Origin of the sequence: Shewanella marinintestina, assembly GCF_023283845.1 — a bacterium.
GTDB classification, from domain to species: domain Bacteria; phylum Pseudomonadota; class Gammaproteobacteria; order Enterobacterales; family Shewanellaceae; genus Shewanella; species Shewanella marinintestina.
Genome location: NZ_JAKILC010000005.1, coordinates 204,627 through 229,415 on the forward strand (window position 1 = coordinate 204,627; position 24,789 = coordinate 229,415).

Annotated in this window: 16 protein-coding genes; 13 read left to right on the top strand and 3 right to left on the bottom strand. The window is 40.5% G+C overall.

The features are described 5' to 3' along the window. Positions 1–23 precede the first annotated feature (23 nt). From L2747_RS07635 to L2747_RS07670, 8 genes are all read left to right on the top strand, one after another. On the top strand, positions 24–251 hold the full coding sequence (locus tag L2747_RS07635) for a DUF2835 domain-containing protein (protein WP_248998478.1): 228 nt from the start codon (positions 24–26) through the stop codon (positions 249–251). Between the two features lie 316 nt (positions 252–567). Beyond that, a complete protein-coding gene (locus tag L2747_RS07640) occupies positions 568–2,616 on the top strand; it encodes a DUF1302 domain-containing protein (protein ID WP_248998479.1) in 2,049 nt (682 codons plus the stop codon). 18 nt (positions 2,617–2,634) lie between these two features. After that, entirely contained in the window at positions 2,635–3,999 is a 1,365-nt protein-coding gene (locus L2747_RS07645) for a DUF1329 domain-containing protein (protein ID WP_248998480.1), read from the top strand. A gap of 48 nt (positions 4,000–4,047) precedes the next feature. After that, positions 4,048–5,064 carry a WD40/YVTN/BNR-like repeat-containing protein gene (locus L2747_RS07650; protein WP_248998481.1) on the top strand — a complete coding sequence of 339 codons (1,017 nt, stop codon included), beginning with the start codon at positions 4,048–4,050 and terminating at the stop codon, positions 5,062–5,064. A gap of 12 nt (positions 5,065–5,076) precedes the next feature. Continuing rightward, on the top strand, positions 5,077–7,380 hold the full coding sequence (locus L2747_RS07655; RefSeq protein WP_248998482.1) for an efflux RND transporter permease subunit: 2,304 nt from the start codon (positions 5,077–5,079) through the stop codon (positions 7,378–7,380). Positions 7,381–7,641: 261 nt separating this feature from the next. Further along, a complete protein-coding gene (locus tag L2747_RS07660) occupies positions 7,642–12,486 on the top strand; it encodes an NAD-glutamate dehydrogenase (RefSeq protein WP_248998483.1) in 4,845 nt (1,614 codons plus the stop codon). A 59-nt stretch (positions 12,487–12,545) separates the two neighbouring features. Beyond that, complete coding sequence (gene pyrD / locus L2747_RS07665; RefSeq protein WP_248998484.1) at positions 12,546–13,565, top strand: quinone-dependent dihydroorotate dehydrogenase; 1,020 nt, start codon at positions 12,546–12,548, stop codon at positions 13,563–13,565. A gap of 174 nt (positions 13,566–13,739) precedes the next feature. Then, a complete protein-coding gene (locus L2747_RS07670; protein ID WP_248998485.1) occupies positions 13,740–14,276 on the top strand; it encodes a cell division protein ZapC in 537 nt (178 codons plus the stop codon). 450 nt (positions 14,277–14,726) lie between these two features. Here L2747_RS07670 and L2747_RS07675 read toward each other — a convergent pair whose 3' ends face one another. Further along, a complete protein-coding gene (locus tag L2747_RS07675) occupies positions 14,727–15,332 on the bottom strand; it encodes a peptidylprolyl isomerase (RefSeq protein ID WP_248998486.1) in 606 nt (201 codons plus the stop codon). Positions 15,333–15,735: 403 nt separating this feature from the next. On the opposite strand from L2747_RS07675, the gene rlmKL reads away from it, so the two are divergent. From rlmKL to rmf, 5 genes are all read left to right on the top strand, one after another. Continuing rightward, entirely contained in the window at positions 15,736–17,871 is a 2,136-nt protein-coding gene (gene rlmKL / locus L2747_RS07680; protein WP_248998487.1) for a bifunctional 23S rRNA (guanine(2069)-N(7))-methyltransferase RlmK/23S rRNA (guanine(2445)-N(2))-methyltransferase RlmL, read from the top strand. Next, positions 17,861–18,097 (top strand): glutaredoxin family protein, encoded by a 237-nt coding sequence (locus L2747_RS07685; protein ID WP_248998488.1) that lies wholly within the window; start codon positions 17,861–17,863, stop codon positions 18,095–18,097. Before rlmKL ends, L2747_RS07685 begins: the two co-directional genes overlap by 11 nt. 1 nt (position 18,098) lies before the next feature. Continuing rightward, positions 18,099–20,018: an ABC transporter ATP-binding protein gene (locus L2747_RS07690; RefSeq protein WP_248998489.1), complete on the top strand. Its 1,920-nt coding sequence runs from the start codon at positions 18,099–18,101 to the stop codon at positions 20,016–20,018. A 29-nt stretch (positions 20,019–20,047) separates the two neighbouring features. Then, positions 20,048–21,925 (top strand): DUF3466 family protein, encoded by a 1,878-nt coding sequence (locus L2747_RS07695; RefSeq protein ID WP_248998490.1) that lies wholly within the window; start codon positions 20,048–20,050, stop codon positions 21,923–21,925. A 191-nt stretch (positions 21,926–22,116) separates the two neighbouring features. Then, positions 22,117–22,293 carry a ribosome modulation factor gene (gene rmf, locus L2747_RS07700; RefSeq protein WP_220781850.1) on the top strand — a complete coding sequence of 59 codons (177 nt, stop codon included), beginning with the start codon at positions 22,117–22,119 and terminating at the stop codon, positions 22,291–22,293. Positions 22,294–22,397: 104 nt separating this feature from the next. On the opposite strand, the gene fabA is transcribed toward rmf, so the two are convergent. Together fabA and L2747_RS07710 are read right to left on the bottom strand one after the other, a co-directional pair. After that, positions 22,398–22,913 (bottom strand): bifunctional 3-hydroxydecanoyl-ACP dehydratase/trans-2-decenoyl-ACP isomerase, encoded by a 516-nt coding sequence (fabA, locus tag L2747_RS07705; protein WP_220781851.1) that lies wholly within the window; start codon positions 22,911–22,913, stop codon positions 22,398–22,400. Positions 22,914–22,980: 67 nt separating this feature from the next. After that, positions 22,981–24,690 carry a S16 family serine protease gene (locus L2747_RS07710; protein WP_248998491.1) on the bottom strand — a complete coding sequence of 570 codons (1,710 nt, stop codon included), beginning with the start codon at positions 24,688–24,690 and terminating at the stop codon, positions 22,981–22,983. Positions 24,691–24,789: the final 99 nt, after the last annotated feature.

Here is a 24,789-nt window from a genome sequence, read left to right on the forward strand (position 1 = left end):
GTAGCCAGCAATAGAGTAAGAAATTGTCTAGTCAACATCAATTCCAATTTGGGTTAAATATCACTTACCAAGAGTTTCTACCTTATTATCGAGGAGAAATTAATAAGGTTGAAGTCATTGATCTCACAGGGCGCACGCTTTGGATTAATGCGCGGCATTTTAGACCTTTTTTAACAAGTGTCGGTATTAAGGCGTATTTTCGTATGACCATTGATGCACAAGGAAATTTAATTACTCTAATTAAAATTTAGAGTAATTACTTCAAACGGTCGATTGCTTTAAACAATCTGCAGTATCTATCTGTTGAACTTGTAAGTTATTGTTAAATATGTGTATATGAGTTCAACACTAGCCCTTTCTAAATTCACCTATTACTGATTTAAATCTATTGCTAAAAACTAGTCTAAAAATCTGCTTTAAGTAACGAAATCTTTTAAAGATTTTCTATGTTTCATCCTTGCTCACTCTGTATAAATGCTGTAACAATGGTGTTACCTGGAGGCTAACGGTATGTTGGCTATCAATTCCTATAACAATAGAATCCAGCAGGTTACGGAGAGAAGCTAAATGAAAAAGGTTAAAAACGGCTTTAATAAGTCGACGCTCGCTTTGGGGATCGTTGCGGCGCTCAGCTTTGGCATGACTAATCATGCAAATGCTGTCTCATTTAATTGGGGGGAGGTAGAAGGTACATTCGACTCGACTTGGACTGCTGGTGCAAGTTGGAGAACTGAAGGTCGTGATTGGGATAATCAAATTGGTAAGGTAAATCACCCACGATTTGATTGGTCCGGATATTCTGCTTTTGGTAATACGAAATACAGCTCTGCTGAGATCTGGGCGCAGCCCGGTTCTTATTCAAGCAATGGTGATTTGAGTAATTTGTTGTACTCGCAAGGCGATACAACTTCAGAAATTTTCAAAGGCCTGCACGAGTTATCATTGAAATACCAAAACTTCGGTGTGTTTGCCCGTGGTATGTATTTCTATGATAGAAAAATGAATGATGGTGATTTTGGTTTTAATGATCCTTTAACGGGTCAAGAGTTTGATCCATGTGAAGATAGCAAAGCATCTGAAGTTCAGTGTAAAGATATTCGCTTACTCGATGCGTTTGTTTACGCTGATTTCGATTTTAACGATGGTGCTAATCCACTATCAATACGTGTTGGTAATCAGGTTGTCTCTTGGGGAGAAAGCACACTGATTGCCCACGGTATTGGTGTTATTAACCCTGTCGATTTAAACATTCTAAATGCGCCTGGCGCAGAGTTAAAAGAAGCGTTTAGACCACAAGGTATGGTGTGGGCGTCATTTGGTGTTACCGACAACTTATCTGTTGAAGGTTTCTACCAATACGATTGGGAACCTGTTTGGGTACCGACTCCAGGCTCATTTTTTTCGACTAATGATTTTGCCGGATATGGTGGCTACAGCCAAAATGCTCAGTTAGGATTTAACGCAAATCCTGACATGAATCTTGATTTCTTAATGTCAGAGTACAATGCCCTTGTCGGTATGGTTGGGTCTGGACAGGTAGATGCTGCAACCTTGGCATCACTTGCATTAGCGTACCCAACAAAGGCTACACTGGTTGAAGATCCTGCTGAAGCGAGCGATGATGGTCAATGGGGTGTCAAACTTGGTTACTATTCTCCCGAATTAGGCGAAACAGAGTTTGGCCTTTACTACATGAATTATCACAGCCGTCGTCCCCTTATTAGTGGTACAACAGCAAACTTTTCTCAAGAAGCTATTGGCCGAGATCTTCAGCGCCTTGGTGGTAAAGCTCAGTCTGGCGAGGCGATGACTCGCGAAGACTTGTTAGCATTAGAAACTTTCTCTAAAGCTCAGATTGTTTATCCAGAAGATATTCAATTAATGGGTGTAAGCTTTAATACGCTGGTAGGTGATACGTCAGTTGCAGGTGAGATTGCTCACCGTTTAGATGAGCCTCTGCAGATCGATGATGTTGAATTGCTATTTGCAGCAATGCCACAGCAGCTTGCTAATGCCGGTTTGCGCCCAGATTTAGATGGTGTCTCACAAGTAGAAAATTATGGACCAGGTGAATACGCGGAAGGCTTTATTCGTTTGGATACTACGCAAGCACAAACCACATTCACTCATTTATTTGGCCCTACATTAGGCACTGATAATCTAACTATGTTGGCTGAGATTGGTGGTGTTTGGATCCATGATATGCCTAGCCATGATGAGCTTCGTTTAAATGGCCCTGGTACAGGTCGCTCAGGTGGTAATCCTGATATGCCAGGTATTATTGAAGCATTGCATAATGGTCCTGAAACCAACCCGTTCCCAACAGATTTCGCATGGGGTTATCGCTTAGTTGCTAAGGCTGACTATAACAACGTGTGGGGAGGAGTAAACATTGCGCCTCGAGTTATCTTCTCACATGACGTTGATGGTATTACGCCAGATCCAATGTTCTTGTTCACTGAAGGTAAGAAGTCTGTAGCTGTTGGTATTAACTTTGATTATCAAAGCCGTTGGGGCGCTGATATTTCTTACAATACTTTCTTTGGTGGTGTAGGCACTACTAATGCCATGGCTGATCGAGATTATGTGTCGTTCAACATTAAGTATTCAATCTAAATCACAAGGACAATAATAATGAATAAACTTGCGATATTGCCTGTAGCAGTGATGATTGCGCTAAGCGCACCGAGTGCTATGGCTAAAGTATCAGAAGCCGATGCGGCGAAACTCGGAACAGAGTTAACTCCACTCGGTGGTGAGAAAGCTGCTAATGCTGATGGATCTATTCCTGCTTGGGATGGGGGGATTACAGAGCCTGTAGCTGGATATAGTAAAGGTATGCATCACCCAGATCCGTTTCCGGGAGACAAAATTGAATTTACTATTACAAATGCAAATAAAGATAAGTATAAAGCGTATTTATCAGATGGTCAGGTAAAGCTATTTGAGTTGTACCCAGAAACCTTCAAGATGAATGTTTACCAGACGCGTCGTTCAGCGTCCGTGCCGCAGTTTGTTTACGATGCGACTCGAGAAAACGCGACTCGCGCAGAGCTTATTGATGGCGGTAACGGCATCAAAGGTGCGTCAATTGGTATTCCTTTCCCTATGCCTGAGAATGGTTTAGAAGTGATTTGGAACCATGTTTTACGATTCCGTGGTGTTGATATTAAAACGTCTCGTAGTCAGGCGGCACCTACAGCTGGCGGTAGCTACACACTAGTTGAAACAGCAGAAGAAATTCGTTTTCAATATTCTCGTCCAGAGATGACATTGGATAAGTTATCTAAAGACAATACACTGTTTTTCTTTAAGCAAGTTGTTACACAGCCTGCACGCCTAGCGGGTACAGCGTTACTTGTTAAAGAAACAATGGACCAAGAGAAATTACCTCGTCAAGCATGGACCTATAACACTGGCCAACGCCGTGTTCGTAAAGCACCAAATGTTGCGTTCGATACGCCAGGTACAGTGTCTGACGGTTTAAGAACAACCGATGATTTCGATATGTTCAACGGTTCGCCTGTGCGTTACAACTGGGAGCTTGTCGGTAAACAAGAGCTTTATATTCCTTACAACGATTATAAACTTCATTCAGATAAGCTTGAGTATGACCAAATTATCACCCCTGGTCATATCAATCCAGAATACGTACGTTATGAGAAACATCGTGTTTGGGTAGTCAAAGCGACGCTAAAAGAGGGCATGCGCCATATTTATAAGGCACGTACTTTCTATATTGATGAAGATTCATGGCAGGTATCTGTAGCTGATTTATATGATAACCGTGATGAGCTTTATCGTGTGGCTATTGCTCATGGTTTGAACTACTACGAAGTGCCAACTCAGTGGAGTACGTTAGAAGTATTCCATGATCTGCAATCACGTCGCTATATCGCGATGGGGTTAGATAACGAAGGTCGTATGTACGACTTTGATGCCAAACTAAGTGAAGCAAACTTCACACCAGCGGCATTGCGCCGTGCAGGTATTCGTTAACCCTACCAATGAGGGGCGCAAGCCCCTCTTTATTTTAAGGAAGTTTGTATGTCGTTTAGCATGCTTCGGTTTCTCTCTGTATTGAGTTTATTTAGCCTTTTTCAGTCTACTTCACTGCTGGCACAAGAGAATAATTTACAACAACAAATTCAGCCTCTTGCTGCAAACTCTCTCGTTTTAGATATCGCAAAAAATCAACAAACCTTGGTCGCCGTTGGTGACAGAGGCCATGCCTTTATTTATCAAGACTCTTGGAGGCAGGTGAGCACTCCTACTCAGGTACTGCTGACTAAGGCTTTTTTCATAACGCCAAATAAAGGTTGGGCAGTCGGTCATGATGCGACTATTTTACATACTCAAGATGCAGGGCTGTCTTGGCAATTACAAATGCAATCGCCTGAAATTGAGAAGCCTTTTTTAGATATTTTATTTTTTAATGAACAAAATGGCATTGCTATTGGCGCCTATGGATTGTTCTACCGAACTCAAGATGGTGGTCGCACTTGGAAGAGTGAATACCATCAAGAACTGCTTTTTGAAGAAGATATTGCTTACCTAGAAGAGCTCAAAGCTGAAGATGAAACTTTGTATTTATCTGAGCGTAGTACTTTATTACCCCATTTTAATCGCATATTACCTGTTAATGACACAACCTTAATCATGGTGGGGGAGTTAGGGTTAGTTGCGACATCAATAGATGAGGGGCGTAATTGGATTAAACAAGATTTTCTCTATGAAGGTTCATTGTTTAATGTCGCTGTAGTTAGCAATACTGCATTTGTTATGGGGTTAAGGGGCAACGTATTTCGTGCAGACTTAAACCTTGTAGATTGGCGTAAGGTTGAGTTACCAGTGGATTCTACCATTAATGCAGGGATCCAATTGGGCGAAGATACGCTGCGCGTTGTCGGTAATGCAGGAGTGATTATTGATATTTCAACCTCTGGCGAAAGCCAATTAGTAGAGCAACGACAAGGTGAAAACCTCGTCGCTATTGCCGAAGACTCACAAGGAAACTTATGGGTCGCGGGTAATAAAGGTCTCATCAAATTAGAACAAAAATAATAGGACCTTACTATGTTAGATAAATTAGTTAATGGATTCGAATCTTATCTATTTCGTCATAGAGCCTTTGTTATATTTTTATTTGCAGTTGCTACTGTGTTTTTGGGAATGCAAGCTAGCAATCTAAAAATGGATGCAGCATTTGTAAAAAATATTCCGCTTAATCATAGTTATATGCAAACTTATCTTAAGCACCAAAAGCAGTTTGGCGGCGCAAATAGTATTATGGTGGCAGTTGAAGATACTAGCGGCAATATCTTTAACCCGACCTTTTTTGATGCGTTAAAAAATGTTCATGACCAACTATTCTTTATTCCTGGAGTGGATAGGGCACAAGTCAAATCGTTATTTTCACCATCAACTCGATTTACTGAAGTCGTTGAAGATGGATTTGCCGGTGGACCGGTGATCCCAGCTGATTTTTCAACTACAGAATATGGTCTAAAAGTTGTTCGAGGTAATATTGAGAAAGCAGGTATTGTTGGGCGATTGATTGCCGAAGATTATTCTGCTGCAATGGTAAGTGCTCAGCTAATGGACTTTGACCCTCAAACTGGTGAGGCTCTGGATACCTTAGCTTTTGCTGCACAGCTGGAAAAAGAGTTACGTGAGCAATACGAAACTGATGAAATTAAAATTCATATTATTGGCTTTGCTAAAATGGCGGGAGATGTAGCCGATGGTGCAAAAGGCGTATTACTGTTTTTCTTAATTGCTATTTTAGTCACCGCGGTCATGGTGTACTTCTTTTCTAAATCAGTCGCCTTAACAATTCTACCTTTGGTTTGTAGCCTTATAGCTGTGGTATGGCAGTTAGGCTTATTAACTGTGGTTGGTTTTGGTTTAGATCCCATGTCGATTCTTATTCCATTTTTGGTATTTGCAATTGGTGTAAGCCATAGTGTGCAGATGATTAATGCTGTGAGGCGACGTGTGACTGATGGTCAGTCAACGAAAGCTGCCGCAGCGTTAGCGTTTAGAAGTTTATTGATCCCAGGTGGTGTTGCGTTGTTGTCCGATACCATTGGCTTTATGACTTTACTCGCGATTGATATCGGTATTATCCGCGAGCTGGCAATATCGGCTTCATTAGGTGTAGCAGTCATTATTTTAACTAACTTGATGCTGTTGCCACTTTTAATCTCATTTACTACGGTAACACCAAATAAAGAAATTAAAGATAAACCCGGCAATAATATTTGGTTAACACTGTCTAAATTTGCTACGCCTAAATATGCAATTTGGGTCTTGGCTATTACAGCGGTGCTTTATGGTGTTGGTCTACAGCAAGCCAATAAAATGAAAATAGGTGACTTGCAAGGTGGTGCACCAGCACTGCATCTAGATTCACGCTATAACCAAGATACCTTTTTCATTACAGACAAGTTTTCAATCACCACTGATGTGATGACCATTATCGTAGAGGCTTTTCCTGAGGCATGTACTTATCATTCAGTACTTACTGAGATCGATGAGTTTGAATGGCAGGTTAGTAATACGCCGGGTGTTGAAGCAACAGCAAGTCTTGCATCGGTTGCTAAACGTGTTAATTCTGGTTTTAACGAAGGAAATCCTAAGTGGAGCGTCTTACCACGTACAACAGCCAGCTTAGTACAAGCTGTAGGGCGAGTGCCAACAACTTCAGGACTGTTAAATAGCGACTGCTCGGTAATGCCTGTGTACTTGTTCTTGAAAGATCATAAAGCAGAAACTATTGAAGTTGTCATCGAGAAAGTAAACCAGCTACAACAGCAAATGAATAGTGACAAACTGCAGTTTAAGTTAGCTTCTGGCCCCGTAGGTGTTATGGCTGCAACCAATGAAGCAGTGGCTGAAGCACAGTTACCTATGATGCTGTATGTCTATGGTGCAGTGTTTATTTTGTGCCTTATTAGTTTCCGTTCTTTAAGAGCGACAATTGCCGTGATTTTGCCGCTTTACGTGGTGTCTACCTTGGCTCAGGCATTAATGACTCAACTTGATATTGGTTTGGCTGTCAGTACATTACCTGTTATTGCGCTGGGTGTCGGTATTGGTGTTGACTACGGTATTTATATCTTATCTACCATGGCGGTTCGTCTGCGTGATGGTATGCCAGTGCAGCAGGCCTATTATGAAGCTTTGGTTGAGCGAGGTAGTGCAGTGATATTTACCGGACTGACATTAGCGATTGGTGTGAGTACTTGGTTCTTCTCTGCGCTCAAGTTCCAAATGGATATGGGAATATTGTTAACCTTCATGTTTTTGGTAAATATGTTGGGGGCAATAATTATACTCCCAGCAATTGCGGCTATTTTTTGGCGGCAGCCCAAGTAGAGTCTACTAAAGAGGAGCATTAGCTCCTCTTTTTTTATGCATAAAAACACGTAATATACGATTGTTATGTCAGAGATGTGAATGAAATCGCTGTCAGGTTAAATTCGATGAGGATGTACCACTAAAATAGTTCTCGAAATATGGCGAGTTTAGTAATAAACTTCGCGCTATGACCTAGGTCACAAAAATAGGCTCAGGTCGGTTTAAGAAGCATCCATAAAAATTAAAAAGCGCTGCCATAGCCCCTAAGGAAATAGCAACATGGCCTTGAAAGATGCAATGCCTTCAGTACTGCTCGAAAATGTAGTCACCCTAATTCACGCTAAAGTACCTAATACACAAGCAAAGCAAGTAGAACAGTTCGCTACTTGTCTCTATGCGCACATGTCGAAAGACGACCTCAATGCACGCAATGACAGTGATCTATACGGCGCTGTTTTAAGTCAATGGAATGCGCTGAACAAGACCTCCGTCGGGGAAGGTCATATCAGAGTATTTAATCCAAGTCAGTCTAAGCATGGCTGGCAATCAAGTCATTCAATTATAGAAATTATCCAACCAGATATGCCATTTTTGGTTGATTCTGTTGGCATGGCGCTAAACCGACTCGGTATTACTGCACATATGATGCTGCACACGCCAATGGCGATTGAGCGTCATGACGGTAAAGTGACGAAAGTGAGTTATAGCTCTGATGATCAACATAACGTCGATAAAGTCGCTGTATTTTTAATAGAGATTGATCGCCAAAGCAGTGACGCAGATATTAAAGCACTGACAAAAGAAATTGAATCAGTTATAGACGATGTAGGCGCGGCTGTTAACGATTGGGAAGCGATGTCTCAAAAGCTAAGTGATACGATTGCTGAGTTAGAGAATCGTCCATACCCAGGTACAAAAGAAGAGTTAAGCGAGGCAAAAAACTTTCTTTCGTATCTAAATGATCATCACCTTACTTTGCTTGGTTACCGTCGTTATGACCTTCATAAAGTTGAAGGTGATCTTGAATTAATAGCGGATAAGTCAACGAGTTTAGGTTTAATGACTAAGTCAGCTAAAGCCAAAACAGAAACTGGACTCTTACTGTCTAACTTCTCGGCTAGTGCCCGTAAAGAAGCACTTGATAGCAGCTTGTTAGTACTCACTAAAAGTAGCGAAAAAAGTCGAGTTCATCGTCCAGCATATGTTGATTATATTGGTGTTAAGCGTTTTGATGAACAGGGTAACGTTGTTGGTGAAGACCGATTTATTGGCCTTTATGCATCAAACTTATATAACCGTAGCCCACGCGAAATTCCATTGCTAGCTCAAAAAGTGCAACGAGTGTTAGATAACTCAGGTCTTACACCACGCTCTCATGATTATAAAGCGTTGATGCATATTCTTGAGACACTTCCACGTGATGAGCTTATCCAAGCGAGCGTTGAGCAATTAGCATCAATTGCCCGCGGTGTGCTTGAAATGCAAGACCGCGACAAACTGAAATTGTTTGTTCGTAAAGATGGGTTTGGTCGTTTCTTCTCTTGCTTAGTTTATGTATCAAAAGATAGATATAACACCAAGTTACGTGAAGATACTCAACGTATTCTTGCGCAACATTTTGAAAGTAGTGAAGACGTTGAATTTACCACTTATTTCTCTGAATCGACTTTGGCTAGAACGCATTACATTATCAAAGTTGACAATAATAATATGGACGTCGATGTGGCAGCGATTGAGAATAATTTGACAGAAGCAGCGCGCTCTTGGGAAGACAAACTTGCCAGTGCCGTCATTAGCGCTCAGGGCGAAGAGCTAGGTAACAGTTTAATTAAGCGTTACGTTGACGCTTTCCCGCGTAGTTATAAAGAAGATGTATTACCAAGCTCATCGGTCGTAGATATTCAGCATCTTGAAGAGCTGGATGATGACCATAAATTGGGTATGCTATTTTATCAGCCGCAAGAAACGGCGCTGAATGATAACAAGGTACGCTTAAAACTATTCCATAAAGATGAACCTATTCATCTTTCTGATGTGTTGCCAATGCTGGAAAACTTCGGTCTTAGAGTCATCAATGAAAGACCTTATGAAGTTAAAACTGCTGATGGTGCAACATATTGGATTTTAGACTTCTTAATGACAACTCAAAACGTTGCATCTGATGATCTAGCTGACAGCCAAGAGCGCTTCCAAACTGCATTGTCTCAAGTGTGGAAAAAAGAGCTAGAAGATGATGGCTTTAACCGTTTAGTGCTTTCTACCGGATTAACCGGACGAGAAGTATCAGTACTACGTGCATACGCTAAGTACATGCGCCAAATCGACTCTACATTTAGCCAAGCATACATTGAAGAAACTTTCTCAAGTTACCCGCAGATTGCAGATCTACTGGTTAAAATGTATATCCGCAAATTTAACCCTAAGTTAAAGACTCGGACGCTAAACAAGTTTCTTGAACAGATAGATCTTCGTCTAGAAGACGTATCTAGCTTAGATGATGACCGTATTATCCGTCGTTACTTAGACTTAATTAACGCGACTAATCGCACCAATTTCTATCAAGTTGCTGACTCTGGTCTACCTAAGTCATATATCTCGTTCAAATTTGAACCAGCTTTGATCCCAGAGATGCCTAAGCCATTACCAAAGTATGAAATCTTTGTGTATTCACCGCGTGTTGAAGGTGTACACCTTCGTGGTGGTAAAGTGGCACGTGGTGGTCTGCGCTGGTCTGATAGACGTGAAGATTTCCGTACAGAAGTATTGGGTCTAGTTAAAGCGCAACAAGTTAAAAACACCGTAATCGTTCCAGTAGGTGCAAAAGGTGGGTTTGTTTGTAAGCAACTGCCGACCGATGGCAACCGTGAAGCGTTTTTTGCTGAAGGGCAAGAATGTTACCGTTTATTTATTCGTGGTCTGCTTGATATCAGCGACAACATTATCAACGGCGACGTTATTGCACCAGAAAATGTGGTTCGTCATGATGAAGATGATCCATATTTAGTTGTTGCAGCAGATAAAGGTACTGCAACATTTTCTGATATCGCAAACGAAATTGCGATTGAGTACAATTTCTGGCTAGGTGATGCGTTTGCTTCTGGTGGTAGTAATGGTTATGACCATAAGAAGATGGGCATTACAGCTCGCGGTGCATGGGAATCTGTTAAGCGTCATTTCCGTGAAATGGGCGTTAACTGCCAAACCACAGATTTTACCTGTTTAGCCGTTGGTGATATGGCTGGTGATGTATTTGGTAATGGTATGTTGTTGTCTAAACATACACGCCTAGTGGCTGCATTTAACCATATGCATATCTTCATTGACCCAAATCCTGATGCTGCAACCAGCTACGTTGAGCGTGAGCGTTTGTTCGCATTGCCTCGTTCAAGCTGGGAAGATTATAACCAGGAGCTTATCTCTAAAGGTGGCGGTATATTCTTACGTTCTGCTAAGTCAATTCCATTGTCTGCAGAGATGAAGAAAATGCTTGGTACGCAAAAAGCGTCAATGGCACCATTAGAGTTGCTGAAAGAACTGCTTAAAATGCAGGTCGATCTTATCTGGAATGGTGGTATTGGTACTTACGTTAAAGCGACGAGTGAAACTCATGTTGAAGTTGGCGACCGTGCTAATGATGCTATTCGTGTAAACGGCAATGAAGTACAAGCCAAGATTATTGGTGAAGGCGGTAACTTAGGTTGTACTCAGTTAGGTCGTATTGAATACTGCGCGAATGGCGGCCGTATGAACACGGACTTTGTCGATAACGTCGGTGGTGTAGACTGCTCTGATAACGAAGTTAACATCAAGATCTTGCTAAATGCTCTAGTCGCAGATGGCGAGATGACATTGAAGCAGCGCAATCGTTTACTAGAAGATATGACTGATGAAGTCAGTCGTATTGTTCTACAAGATTGTAAAGATCAGACTCGCACTATTTCGGTAACCCAAGTGCGTGGCGCTGAGCAGCTTAAAGAACAGATCCGTTTTATTCACTATCTTGAAAAAGAAGGCAAGTTAGATAGAGCGCTTGAATTCTTACCCAATGAAGATGAATTGGCTGATAGATTAGTCAACGGTAAGTCACTAACGCGTCCAGAACTATCAGTACTTGTTGCTTACGCTAAAATGGTGCTTAAAGAGCAGCTGTTAACTTCAGAAATTACTGAAGACAGTTTCTTAAGTCAGCTATTAGTTGAATACTTCCCTAAGCAATTGCAAGAAAAGTACACAGCAAATATGGCATCGCATCCGTTAAGAGGTGAAATTATTGCCACATCGTTAGCTAATGAACTAGTTAATGATATGGGACTTAATTTCGTGCAACGTATGCAAGATGAGACAGGTGCCTCAGTAGCTGAAGCGGCTATCTGTTACACTATGGCTCGCGAAGTATTTGGTTTAGCTGATTTAACTAAGTCCATTACAGATTTGAACGGTGTTATACCTGCAGTTGTTCAATGCGAAATGTTACATCAGTTAAGACGTAACATTCGTCGTGCGAGCCGTTGGTTCATGCGACACCGTAATCGTAATTTGAATATCGAGCAAACGATTGCGTTCTTCAAGCCAGTATTTGATGAGTTAAAAGCTAGCGTTCATCAGTATATGGTAAATGAAGAAGTTGAAGGTATTCGCGCCGAGTCGAATGCATTGATTAAAGAGGGTGTGCCAGAGGATGTCGCGATGGTTGTCGCAAATGTCAGCACCTTGTTCTCTGCACTTGATATTGCTCAAATCTGTGAATCTGAAAACAAGCCAGTTCCTTTGGTTGCTGAAACTTACTTTAAGCTTGGTGCAAGTGTAGATTTACACTGGTTCCTTGAGCAGATAAGTGCACAACCGGTGAGTAATCACTGGCAAGCATTGGCGAGAGCAGCCTTTAGAGAAGAGCTTGATTGGCAACAGCGTTCATTAAGTTCTGTGGTGTTAAGAACTTGTACTGAAAGCTGCGATGCAAACAAGATTATTTCAGAATGGATTGGGGCAAATCAAAGCCTACTGGAACGTTGGTTCCATATGCTGGCTGACTTCAAGACTTCGCAAAGCCATGAGTTTGCAAAGTTCTCTGTAGCCTTACGTGAACTTAATCTTCTGATCCTTCATTGTGAAGGACAAAAGTAATCTGATATAAATCAGAAGCCCTGGCAAATGCCGGGGCTTTTTTCGGTCTAGGAGAAAGCATGTTTTATAAAATCGCACAAAAGTTCATGTTTCAGATGGATCCAGAACTAGCGCATAATTTTGCTATGAGCAGTTTAAAATCTACTGGTAATTCGCCTCTAAATTGCTTTTATGCGCAAAATATTAAGCCAGCTCCCGTTACTATGATGGGACTGACATTTCCAAACCCTGTAGGCCTTGCTGCTGGGATGGATAAAGACGGTGAGTGTATCGACGCATTTCATGCTATGGGTTTTGGCCATATTGAAGTCGGTACAGTAACACCGCGTCCACAGCCTGGTAATGAACAACCTCGATGTTTTAGACTCAAACCCGCAAAAGCAATTATTAATCGCATGGGCTTTAACAATAAAGGCGTCGATAACCTTGTTGAAAACCTAAAAGCTGTTAAAACAAATGCTATGGTTGGTGTGAATATTGGTAAGAATAAAGATACGCCAGTAGAGCAGGGCAAAGAAGATTACCTTATTTGTATGGATAAGGTTTATCAATATGCGGCTTATATTGCTGTTAACATTTCATCGCCTAACACCCCAGGTCTTAGATCGCTTCAATACGGAGATCTACTAGACGATCTTCTTGGTTCTCTTAAGCAAAAACAAACAGAGCTTGCTGAAAAACATGGTAAATACGTACCAATTGCTTTGAAAATTGCACCTGATTTATCAAGTGAAGAGATTGAAAAGATTGCAGAAGCGCTGATTAAAAGCAACTTTGATGCGGCGATTGCAACTAATACAACACTGACTCGCGACGGAGTAAGTGGATTGTTAAATGCTAATGAAGCGGGCGGATTGAGTGGTAAACCATTGAATTCATTGTCTACTGTAGTGATTAAACAACTAGCAGACTGTCTAAAAGGTAAGTTGCCGATTATTGGTGTAGGTGGTATTAACTCTGCTGAAGATGCTTTAGATAAATTAGACGCTGGTGCAGAAATGCTTCAAATTTATACTGGTTTTATTTATCAAGGACCTCAGTTAATTAAAGATATCGTTGAAGCATATCGAATTAAATAAAGGTATTTAGATCTAATATTGTTTATTAGATCGTAAAACGATCATTCAGATCTATTTTAGATCGGGATGATCGTTTTTTATTTAACAAATACATTTCATTTCGAATAAAATTTATTTTGATATTGATGAAATAATCATCTATTATCCAATTGTATCTAAATAAAGGTAAACGTTATGTTATTAATGCCAAAAAGGGATTGGCAATGGGGCTATAATGAAACACACCAAGTACTCAGTGTTTCGTTAGGGGATGATATGGAGTTCTTATCACCTTATAAATTTAAGTCTCTAATACCTGATGCCAAAAAAACAACAGAGTTTAGCGTTGAACACGCTAAATTTTATATTGATTTGGTTGACCGTTTATCAAAGTCCTTATCTTTAAATGATGCCCTCTTGGTGCAAATAGCGCTTAACGCTACCGCTGCTCATTTTTTATTAAAACCTCAGATGCCAAAATCTTGGTTCTTTAATGTGTCACATCAGTGTGTTTATAGCGAAGTTGGTAAGTTATTTCAGCTAACCACTAATGAGCATACTGTCTTGGCTATGGTGATAGAGTCGGGGTTGCAAGCCTCGTTAATGATGATTATGTCAGCAGAGTGTCGTTTAACTGATTCTAAATCGTTACTGCAATTTGAAACGATTAAAGTTATGCATGATAGGCTAGCACCATTATCTCCGTCTTTACGTCAAGTTAATGCCGCTTAAATTTTTTGGAGGGTATTTAATTCGCTAGCCCAGTAACTAGCTCTTCATTTTTATGCCTTCAGAATGAAAGTTATATAGGCTAGAGGAGCGACTCTGCTTAGTCTAATTTTTATTTAAAGTGCATTGTTAAATCTTGATTAATATCTTCACTCCCGAAAGGACGAATTGGCTACTCCCCCCTATACTGACTTTATATTGTTAATTTAAAATTAGCTAAGATGCTAAGTTAACTACCTCCGCTAAAAATTTTATATGCTTAAATATTGCATTGGTGATCATATCCGTACTTGGTGTTGAAGTTCTTCCTGCTTAATTTTGATGTCTTATAACGAATATTTCATAATATTTTTTAGGTAAAGGCTAATCGTTTTTAGGGTGGCAAATTTTTATTGATCAGTTAACGATAAGATGGACGCCATGTACTATGCTTTTTATAGCGTCCATTTAAGGTTAATTAGAGCAGTTAGTTTCCGTCACAGAACTAATTAAAATCTCAGTCAAAGGGACATCACTGCTATTGGTGCTAACGACGCTTATTTGGTCTACAACTTCCATGCCTGAAGTCACTTCACCGAAAACGGCATAACCATGGTTAGAACTTGATGCATCAAGTTGTGGATTATCGAGTATATTGATAAAAAACTGCGACGTTGCAGAGTCCGGAGCACTGGTTCGTGCCATTGCTATGGTGCCGCGCTTGTTACTTAGCCCTATATTCGCTTCATTAACTATTGGTGCATTTCCTAGCTTGGCAACTAACCCTGAAGTGTAACCGCCGCCTTGCACAACAAAGTTATTAACACTTCGGTGAAATAGCGTTCCGTTGTAAAAGTCACTCTCGACATAATCTATAAAATTATTACCTGTTACGGGAACATTGGTGAGATCGATTGCAAGTGTAATATTCCCCATACTTGTAGACATTTGATAACACACATCTGCTTTAAGACTTGGTGGTACTAGTGGTGGAGGAGTCACGGTGCTATTTGAATCGTCGTTACTACCGCCACATGCAGTTAAGCCTAGGCAAAGAAAAACGGGTACAAGTTTGTTCATTAATCTACTCACTATAAATATCAGCAACCAGTGTTGCATGGATGTTTTTATTGTTACTTTCATGTGGTGGTGATTTTTATCGATTTTTTGTCGTTGATCAATAAAGCAATATCAATAGTAACAAACTGTAGCAATTAGCTTTTGTTGTTTAACCCGCCCGAGTACATTTAAGTGTGACGTATGCAATTTGTCGTATATAAGGGGCGAACTGAAAACAACAAAGAGTATATAAAATGGTCGATAGCGAAAATATTGAGGGGATAGAAACGATAGATTTAAGTTTTCAGACAATACTACTCGCTGATTGCAGCGATTAAATCTTGCTTTAGCTAATAACTTTTATCATTTAGTAGCGCTTACAGGTATAATGTCCAACTAATTTTTACTGTGTGTCGACTAATCAATGTTAAATTTTTTTGCTGCAGCTCCTCGGGGCTATGAATACGCGTTATCACTTGAACTAGCAGAGCTTGGCGCTTCTGAAATTAAAGAGAGCGTTGCTGGTGTTTATTTTTCTGCTTCTTTAGAGCTGGGATATCGTATTACGCTTTGGTCGCGCTTGGCGAGCAGAATCATTTTTGTCATTTATAAAGGTCCATGTGAGTCTCCTGAGCAGTTGTATAATGCGGCTTATGGTATTGACTGGCAGATGCAGTTTTCAAATCGCAGCACGTTTAGCATCGACTTCCATGGCTTGGGTGGTTTTATTAAAAACACTCAATTTGGTGCATTAAAAATTAAAGATGCAATCGTTGACCGCTTTCGTGATGATGACTTTAGTCGTCCAAATGTAGAAAGAGTTGACGCTGATTTTAGAATCGATGCACATTTTAGACGCGGCGAAATAACTATTGGTTTTAACTTCTCTGGCCCAGCGCTGCACAAGCGTGGCTATCGTTCTACGACCGGTGAAGCTCCACTTAAAGAAAACTTAGCAGCGAATATGCTAGTACGTAGTGGCTGGCAAGCAGAGAAAGTTGATTTACTTGATCCTTTCTGTGGTAGTGGCACAATTTTGATTGAAGCCGCTATGATGGCTTGTGATATGGCGCCAGGTATTCACCGCGAACGTTATGGTTTTGACCACTGGTTACCGCACAACAAAAAAGTGTGGGAAGAGCTTTTAAATGAAGCCCGTGCCCGTGCGTCTATCGGTAAGACTCGTTGTGAAATTAAATTCTTCGGTTCAGACATTGACTCTCGTTTAGTTGCTTTAGCTAAGCGCAATGCAGAGAATGCTGGCGTATTAGAATTGATTGATTTCAATGTTTGTAATGCACTGAATATTGAAGCGCCAGTTGAGTCAGGTTTTTTGATCTCTAACCCGCCATACGGCGAGCGTTTAGGTAATGTAACCTCATTACTGCAACTTTATTATCAGTTAGGTGATAAGTTTAAGGCTGAATTTGGCGGCTGGAGCATTGCTATTTTAAATAGTGATGTAGAGCTGTTATCGGCACTGAAACTTAAGGCTGACAAGCAGATGAAGATGAATAATGGCGCGTTAGAGTGTGCGTTTAATCTATATACTGTTCATGCTGAAAATACTCGTCGTGTTGATCCTGCGAATATTAAGATAGAAGGTGATGTTAGCGATATAGCAGTTCCGTTTGCTAACCGTATTAAAAAGAATTTCAAACAATTAGAGAAGTGGGCGAAGAAAGAAGGTGTAGATAGCTACCGTTTATATGATGCTGACTTACCTGAGTATAACGTTGCTGTTGATAAGTATCTTGATTACGTAGTTATTCAGGAATATTCAGCGCCTTCTCAAATACCTGAAGCCGTGACTAAACGTCGTCTTACCGACGTGTTGATCTCTTTACCTAGTGCAATTGGTATCGATCCAAATCATATTATTTTAAAAACCCGCGAGCGTAAAAAGGGGACAAATCAGTATGAGAAATTGGCTGCGAGCAAACTTGAGCTCATCACAACTGAATATGGTGCAAAGTTTAAGTTAAACCTTAAAGAGTATTTAGATACTGGTTTGTTCTTAGATCACCGTTTAACGCGTAAGTTAGTGGGTGAAAAGTCAAAAGGTCGTAGTGTCTGTAACTTGTTCTCATACACAGGTTCTGCATCAGTACATGCGGCATTAGGCGGAGCGACATCGGTAACAACCGTTGATATGTCAAATACTTATATCGATTGGGCAAAAGAGAACTTTGCGTTAAATGGTTTAAATAGCGATAAGTATCAATTCGTTCAAGCTAACTGCTTACAGTGGATGAAGCGCACTCACGATAGGTTTGATCTGATTTTTATTGATCCGCCAACCTTCTCAAACTCTAAGCGTATGGAAGATTCATTCGATGTGTTACGTGATCACGTAGATATGTTGAGTGATGTATTTAAGCTACTAAATCCAGGTGGAGAGATCATTTTCTCTAACAATAAACGTAAGTTTAAGATGGAAGTTGAGCAGCTTGAAGCGCAAGGAATGGTTGTTAAAAATATTGATAATCAAACATTGCCTTTAGATTACAAGCGCAATCCGCATATTCATAACACTTGGTTGATTACTCATGCCAAGTAATACCTCTGTTGTATTGTTTCACACAGATGCTTGCCATTTGTGTGAGCTTGCGGCTGAGCTGCTTGAGCAAGCGAATGTTGCTTATAGCATGGTAGATATTTGTGATGATCTTACCCTAGCAGAGCAATACGGTATTCGTATTCCTGTGGTCAAAATAGCTAATACTGAAAAAGAGCTAGGTTGGCCGTTTGATCTCGAAGCATTAGTCAGATTTTTAGGAGCGTAAGTTGAGTCTCGTACGTATTAATAACGGCTCTTTAGCCTACGGTTACACCCCTTTATTGCAAAACGCCGATTTTACAATTGAACCAGGTGAGCGTGTTTGTATTGTGGGCCGTAATGGCGCTGGTAAGTCTAGTTTAATGAAAGTGCTAAGTGGTGATGTTCTGCTTGATGAAGGCGAGTTTAACATCGCAACTGACGTCAAAGTTAGCCGTTTACAACAAGACCCACCAAAAGCAGAAAAAGGCACTGTGTATGCGTATATTGCAGCAGGCCTAAAAGATGTTGGTGAAAAATTAGAACGTTATCATCAGCTTTCTCATGATTTAGCGACAGCCTCTGCAGATGATATGGAGCGTATGCTAAAACAAATGGAACGTCTGCAAGAAGACATCGACCATTTAAACGGTTGGCAGCTAGACAATAGAATTAGTCAAAACTGTGAGTTACTTGGTTTAGATGCAGATGCTCCACTATCTGAGTTATCGGGTGGTTGGCAGCGTAAAGTAGCGTTAGCACGTTCTTTGGTGAGTGATCCTGACTTATTGCTTCTTGATGAGCCAACAAACCATTTAGACATCGATACAATTGAATGGTTAGAGCAGTTCTTATTGAGTTACCGCGGCGCTATTGTGTTTGTCAGTCACGACCGTGGCTTTATTCAACGCATGGCAACAAGAATTGTTGATTTAGATCGTGGCGTAGTGACTTCTTGGCCTGGTAATTATCAAACATATCTAGATGGAAAAGCGGAGTGGTTGCGTGTTGAAGCCGAGCAGAATGCCCATTTTGATAAAAAATTGGCAGAAGAAGAAGCTTGGATCCGCCAAGGAGTTAAGGCTCGTCGTACTCGTAATGAAGGGCGTGTTCGTGCTCTAAAAGATCTACGTGTTGAACGTATGGCCCGTCTTAATCGTCAGGGCGGCGCCAAAATGGCAGTTGCTGATACAGAGCGATCAGGTAAATTGGTCTTCGATATCGAAAATCTTGAATACAACCTACCTGAAAAGAATTTGGTTAAGAATTTCAGTTCAACTGTTATTCGTGGTGACCGTATTGCACTGATTGGTCCTAACGGTTGTGGTAAATCAACATTAGTTAAATTACTTATTGGTCAGCTTGAAGCTCAATCAGGTCATGTAAAAGTTGGTACTAAGCTTGAAATTGCTTACTTTGACCAGTATCGCGAAGCGCTAGATCCAGAAAAAACGGTCGAAGATAACGTAGGTGAAGGGAAGAAAACCGTTACTATTAACGGTCAAGACCGTCATATTTTAAGTTACTTGCAAGACTTCTTGTTCTCGCCAATGCGTGCTCGTACACCTGTAAAAGCATTATCTGGTGGTGAAAAGAACCGTTTATTGCTTGCGCGCTTATTGCTAAGGCCTGCCAACCTTATTATTCTCGACGAACCAACAAACGACCTTGATATTGAGACATTAGAGTTGTTAGAGTCGTTACTCGCAGAATATAAAGGTACTTTATTGCTTGTTAGTCACGATCGTGCCTTTATTGATAACACAGTAACAAGTAGCTGGTGGTTTACTGGTAATGGTGGCTGGAGCGAATACGTTGGTGGTTACCAAGACGCTGTAGCTCAAGGTGCTCGTTTTTATTCCGAGGAACCTCAAGGCGATAAGATGGTCGAAGCTCCAGTTGTAGAAGCTAAACCCGTAGCTAAGCCAATTGAAAAGAAAGTTGAAAAGAAGCTTTCTTATAAATTGCAAAGAGAACTAGAGTCTCTACCAGCGCTAATGGAGCAGCTAGAGCAAGAGCTTGAACAATTACAGACTATTGTCAGTTCTGCTGATTTTTACGCTCAGGAACAAAAAATAGTGAATGAAAACTTAAAAGCGTTGTCCGATAAGGAGAGTCAGCTTGAGAGTTGCTTTGAGCGATGGGAAGAGCTCGAATCATTGAAGTAAGCTAAAAATAATAAATAGGAAGCGAGTTAATGAAGTTTAAGTTGGATAAAGCCCTATCGTTAGTAGCTGTTGGTGTTTTAAGTGTACTTCAAGGCGTTCATGCAGCGCCTGTTTATGAGATTATCAATATTGATAATTATCCTGATGTACAAAACGGCGATTATGATTTAAATGGCACCATAGATAACACTCGAAATGGCTATGGTATGGCTGTTAACAGCAGTAATGAAGCCGTTGGTGCTGCAAAGGGTAAAAAGAAACTGACCGTTTCTGAAGAAGACGATGGCGTTATTGATATTGAAGATGGCGTAGCTGATTCCGAAACGATTACTTATTCGGTCAATCTTCCAATTATTGCCAACAATTACACCTTTAACTCTATTGGTAACGCGTGGGTCCCAACATTTGAAAGTGTAAATGGAACCACTGCACCAACCTTCCCAGAAGATGAATCGGCTGTTAACTCCGTCGATACTTTTTTCTATGACATTAATGATAGTGGGCTTAAAGTCGGTGCCATGACAGGTAAGGAACAAACGCTTCCTTATGTGGGTGACCGAGAAGATCAAGATTTCTGGTACTACCGCGAATATGAACAGCGTGGCTTTGTTAAGTCTGGTAGTGATGCCGAGGTTGCGTTGCTTCCGCCTTACTCACAATATGTTTATAAAGAAGGTGAGTCAGAAGAGCAAACAATTACCGTTGGTGGTTTTTCTAGCGCCGCATCAGTCAATAATAATGGTTTAATCACAGGTTATGCCAGTACCGATATTAGTGAAAATAGTGCCGGTAAAATCGACTCTTGTGTAAGTAATAATAGCGAAACTAAACCTCAAAATATCTGTATTCAAGATTTACAGTTTCCCAACCAATATGGCTATAGTGACGTTCAATATCAGATCCGTGGTTACGTTTGGCAATATGATGCAGGAGCGGTTACGGCAACAATGCTACCGCTTGGTCTTGAAGTTACCAATGATTCAGTTTTTAGCGCACAAGGCTTAGGCATTAACAACGAAGGTCAAGTTGCCGGTCGTTCTTATGTTTATCGAGATAATGATAAAGATAGACTTTATTACGATGCTGCATATTGGACTAAAGATGCTGCTACTGGTGAGTATAAATACAACTGGGTAGATGTTGATGAAGCTCGAGATGTATATTCATCAATTGCTTATGATATTAATGATAACGGTATTCTAGTCGGCAGTTACAATAAGTATATCAATGGCTATCGCCGTGATAAGTTTTTCTATTTTGATACTAAAAGTCCAGAAACACCACTCGTTACTCCTAATGACTTTTACGATAATTTGTCTGACTTAAGTAGTCGTGGCCGTGATATTAACAATCTGGGCCAAGTTGTCGGTTATATTGAGACGACACATGATAAAGAAAAGCCACGTCCAAAAGCGGGTTTCCTTTATGATTTGCCTAAAGATGAGTTTAGTAATCTAAATGACTTACTAACGTGTGAGTCTAAAGGCTATAAGCAAAATGACAAAGGTAATTGGGAAAGAAACCTAGTTGAAGTGACTGACGGTGACGGCAAAACTCTAACCTATAAAAGTGACATCTTAGTTGTTGAAGCAAATAGCATTAATGAAGATGGTACGATTGTGGGTACAGCGTTCATCCGTAAGCCATCTTATAAATTTGATGACGATGGTAACTTGGTGATAGGTGATGATGGTAAACCATTCTTTCAGCTAAATGGTAATGGCGATCCGGTTACTTCATACTTACCGAGAATGGTTATTCTGCAGCCTAATAGTACATCAGGTGCTGAAGCTTGTACCGTTGTTGATGATGACGATACTGATGAAAACTATGAACGCAAGGGCGCAGCGAGCTTTGCATGGCTTTTAGCATTGCCATTATTGTGGTTTAGACGTCGTATTAAATAACTAGCACAATAACTTAAAAAATCGAGGCAAATAGCCTCGATTTTTTTTGAATTAAATTTGTAATAATTCTCAATAGCTTAAAAAACAAGCATGCTAAAGTCGGTTTTTTGTGATTGATCTCTGTTCAAAAAAGCTTTATCAATGGAGGTGAAGCGATAGCTTCTTTTGGTTATTGAAGAGAGGATGCTTGCATGAAAAGACAGAAAAGAGATCGATTAGATAGAGCTTTTTCTAAAGGTTTTCAAGCTGGAATTGGCGGCCGTTCGAAGGAGATTTGTCCATATTCGACACTTGATTCTAAATCACAGTGGCTTGGCGGGTGGCGTGAAGGCATTGATGGGCGAGTGAGTGGATTATTTAATAAATAACACTTTTCACCTACTTTGATTAATTTTGTATTTTTATCACGGAATTGTTAAAAGCAGCATTTTTGCCCTCTAATATAGAGGGCATTTTATTATATTTTTAGCGGCTAAAAGCTAGTGGTATCGGTAAAAATCCCGACTTTAAGATCTTTAGCGCTGTAGATTTCACGGCCGTCAACTTCCATTGTCGCATCGGCAATGCCCATAACCAATTTACGATATACTTTACGCTTAATTGTAAGTTTGTACGTGACTTTTTTAGCTTCAGGTAAGACTTGACCGGTAAACTTTACTTCACCAACACCAAGCGCACGACCTTTGCCTAATGCGCCTTCCCAGCCAAGAAAGAATCCAACAAGTTGCCACATAGCATCTAAGCCTAAACAACCTGGCATTACTGGATCGCCAGCAAAGTGACAGTCAAAAAACCATAGATCTGGGTTAATATCTAGCTCTGCAACAATTTCACCTTTACCAAACTCACCACCGTCAGCATTAATTTTTAATACGCGGTCGATCATCAACATATTGTCTTTCGGCAATCTCGGAGAATTAGGTTCGAATAATTTGCCAAGTCCACAGGCAACAAGGTCTTCTTTAGTAAAACTGTTTGCGTAACTCATTATTTTTTATACTCCAGCAATTTGAGCTGCCAAGGTTAGCGAACACGTGTACGCTAAACAACTCCGATCAGCTAGAAAATCTTAATTTATCGACTAATCTCGCAAAAAGGCTACGTTCTTCGTCTTGATAACCAGCAAGACTTTCCAAGCGTGATTGCACTAAACCATAAAGAGATTCATCTGGAAATTGATTATCCTCATCTGGGCTACCAGCGGGTGTTTGCATTAAGATCTCTACTGCTTCATCGATATGTTTAACTTGGTACAACGTAAATAATCCAGCATCGACAGCATCGATAACATCTTGATGCAGGTTTAGCTGTTGCATATTAGAGCAGGGAATTATGACGCCCTGATGACCCGTTAATCCACGACGTTTACAGAGTTTAAAGAAACCTTCGATTTTTTCGTTTACACCACCAATAGCCTGTACATTTCCAAATTGGTCTATGGCGCCTGTAGCGGCAAGGCTTTGGTTAATTGGTTTTTCTGAAATCGCTGATATTAAACAGCAATATTCAGCCAAAGAAGCACTATCTCCGTCAATCTCTTGGTAAGATTGTTCAAATACAATATTTGCATTTAAATGCAGAGGGGCATCTTTACCAAAAATACGGTAAAGGCACGCAGATAAAATCATCATGCCTTTTGCATGAATATTGCCACCTAACTCAGATTTGCGTTCAATATCGGCAACTTCACCGTCTCCATAGTGGACGGAAGCGGTAATACGTGCTGGTTCGCCATAGCTAAACTCCGCATTTTCAATAACGGTTAACCCATTTATCTGGCCAACCATTTCGTCCTGAGTGGGCAGATTGATAAATAAATCATCAAAATTCTGTTCAGATAGTCTCTCTGATGCATTATGACGTTGATTTACCATGTTGATGCTGTGAGCGAGGGTTTGCTCAGATATTTTTTCGCTTTGGCCATATGCTTTAGCTTGAGCTAACAAATGTTCTATATTGGTACTCATTAAACTTAAGCGTTGCTGGTGATCTGCAAGTTTCGCGCTAAATTGTAATAACAGAGTTAAGGCTCCGTCGTCGAGCTCTACTTTGATATGGTTAAGTATCCCTGCTAACCAGTGGCAATAATCCAATACTGAGTGCTCAGATAAATCCATTTCGTTAATCAGCTCACCCAGCAATGGGAAGTGACGTGAAAAGCTCGGTTCTCCCAACCAGCAACTGCCATATTGATGGCTTGAACCAATCAGGATGATTTTACATTTTAGCGGGATTAGCGGTAGTTTTGAGTGAGCCTGATATGCTTGCTTATCGAGGATGTCGAGGAGCAGATCCCATAAGGTTTCGCGCTTCCACAATGAGTCAGCGCAAATAAACAGCAAATGACAGCTCGCAAGTAATCCAGCTGTATAGTTTTTGCTACTAGGATCGTATTGACCAATTAAGTCTGATTTGCGAATTGCTCCAGATAAATATCCATGGCTAAGTGTTTTGTTGGTAAGTACTGTGTCGCCGACATTTGTCGTTGCTTGCCAATGGGTTTGCCCTTGTTGATCTAATATCAAACTTTGCGCTATAAATTGGCCGTGATTTTTAACTAATGACTCAATGATACGTTTACGATTGCAGCCAAAATACTCGGCCAAATACATGTGCTGGTTTTCTGTGGTGCATAGTAAATTAAATGCATCAATAGTCCGGACTTGAGCGAGCAAGTCTGCTTTTGCACTAGATGTAATAACCTGTTTAGCTGGAAGAGTAAAACGAGGAATAAGCGCTGAAGCAGGAATAACGTTTGAGTTCATATAAGTGTATGGCAATTTTTAGTAGCACGATACTAGCACATTTTTTAATTGCCTTTGATAGATAACGTTATATAACTGATGTAAAAGCGGATGCATAAT

What these genes read in the sequence shown, in the direction of transcription:
- L2747_RS07640 (WP_248998479.1), top strand. Translation starts at nt 568, where the DNA reads ATGAAAAAGGTTAAAAACGGCTTTAATAAGTCGACGCTCGCTTTGGGG.
- L2747_RS07645 (WP_248998480.1), top strand. Translation starts at nt 2,635, where the DNA reads ATGAATAAACTTGCGATATTGCCTGTAGCAGTGATGATTGCGCTAAGC.
- L2747_RS07650 (WP_248998481.1), top strand. Translation starts at nt 4,048, where the DNA reads ATGTCGTTTAGCATGCTTCGGTTTCTCTCTGTATTGAGTTTATTTAGC.
- L2747_RS07655 (WP_248998482.1), top strand. Translation starts at nt 5,077, where the DNA reads ATGTTAGATAAATTAGTTAATGGATTCGAATCTTATCTATTTCGTCAT.
- L2747_RS07660 (WP_248998483.1), top strand. Translation starts at nt 7,642, where the DNA reads ATGGCCTTGAAAGATGCAATGCCTTCAGTACTGCTCGAAAATGTAGTC.
- pyrD (WP_248998484.1), top strand. Translation starts at nt 12,546, where the DNA reads ATGTTTTATAAAATCGCACAAAAGTTCATGTTTCAGATGGATCCAGAA.
- L2747_RS07670 (WP_248998485.1), top strand. Translation starts at nt 13,740, where the DNA reads ATGTTATTAATGCCAAAAAGGGATTGGCAATGGGGCTATAATGAAACA.
- L2747_RS07675 (WP_248998486.1), bottom strand. Translation starts at nt 15,332, where the DNA reads ATGAACAAACTTGTACCCGTTTTTCTTTGCCTAGGCTTAACTGCATGT.
- rlmKL (WP_248998487.1), top strand. Translation starts at nt 15,736, where the DNA reads ATGTTAAATTTTTTTGCTGCAGCTCCTCGGGGCTATGAATACGCGTTA.
- L2747_RS07685 (WP_248998488.1), top strand. Translation starts at nt 17,861, where the DNA reads ATGCCAAGTAATACCTCTGTTGTATTGTTTCACACAGATGCTTGCCAT.
- L2747_RS07695 (WP_248998490.1), top strand. Translation starts at nt 20,048, where the DNA reads ATGAAGTTTAAGTTGGATAAAGCCCTATCGTTAGTAGCTGTTGGTGTT.
- rmf (WP_220781850.1), top strand. Translation starts at nt 22,117, where the DNA reads ATGAAAAGACAGAAAAGAGATCGATTAGATAGAGCTTTTTCTAAAGGT.
- fabA (WP_220781851.1), bottom strand. Translation starts at nt 22,913, where the DNA reads ATGAGTTACGCAAACAGTTTTACTAAAGAAGACCTTGTTGCCTGTGGA.
- L2747_RS07710 (WP_248998491.1), bottom strand. Translation starts at nt 24,690, where the DNA reads ATGAACTCAAACGTTATTCCTGCTTCAGCGCTTATTCCTCGTTTTACT.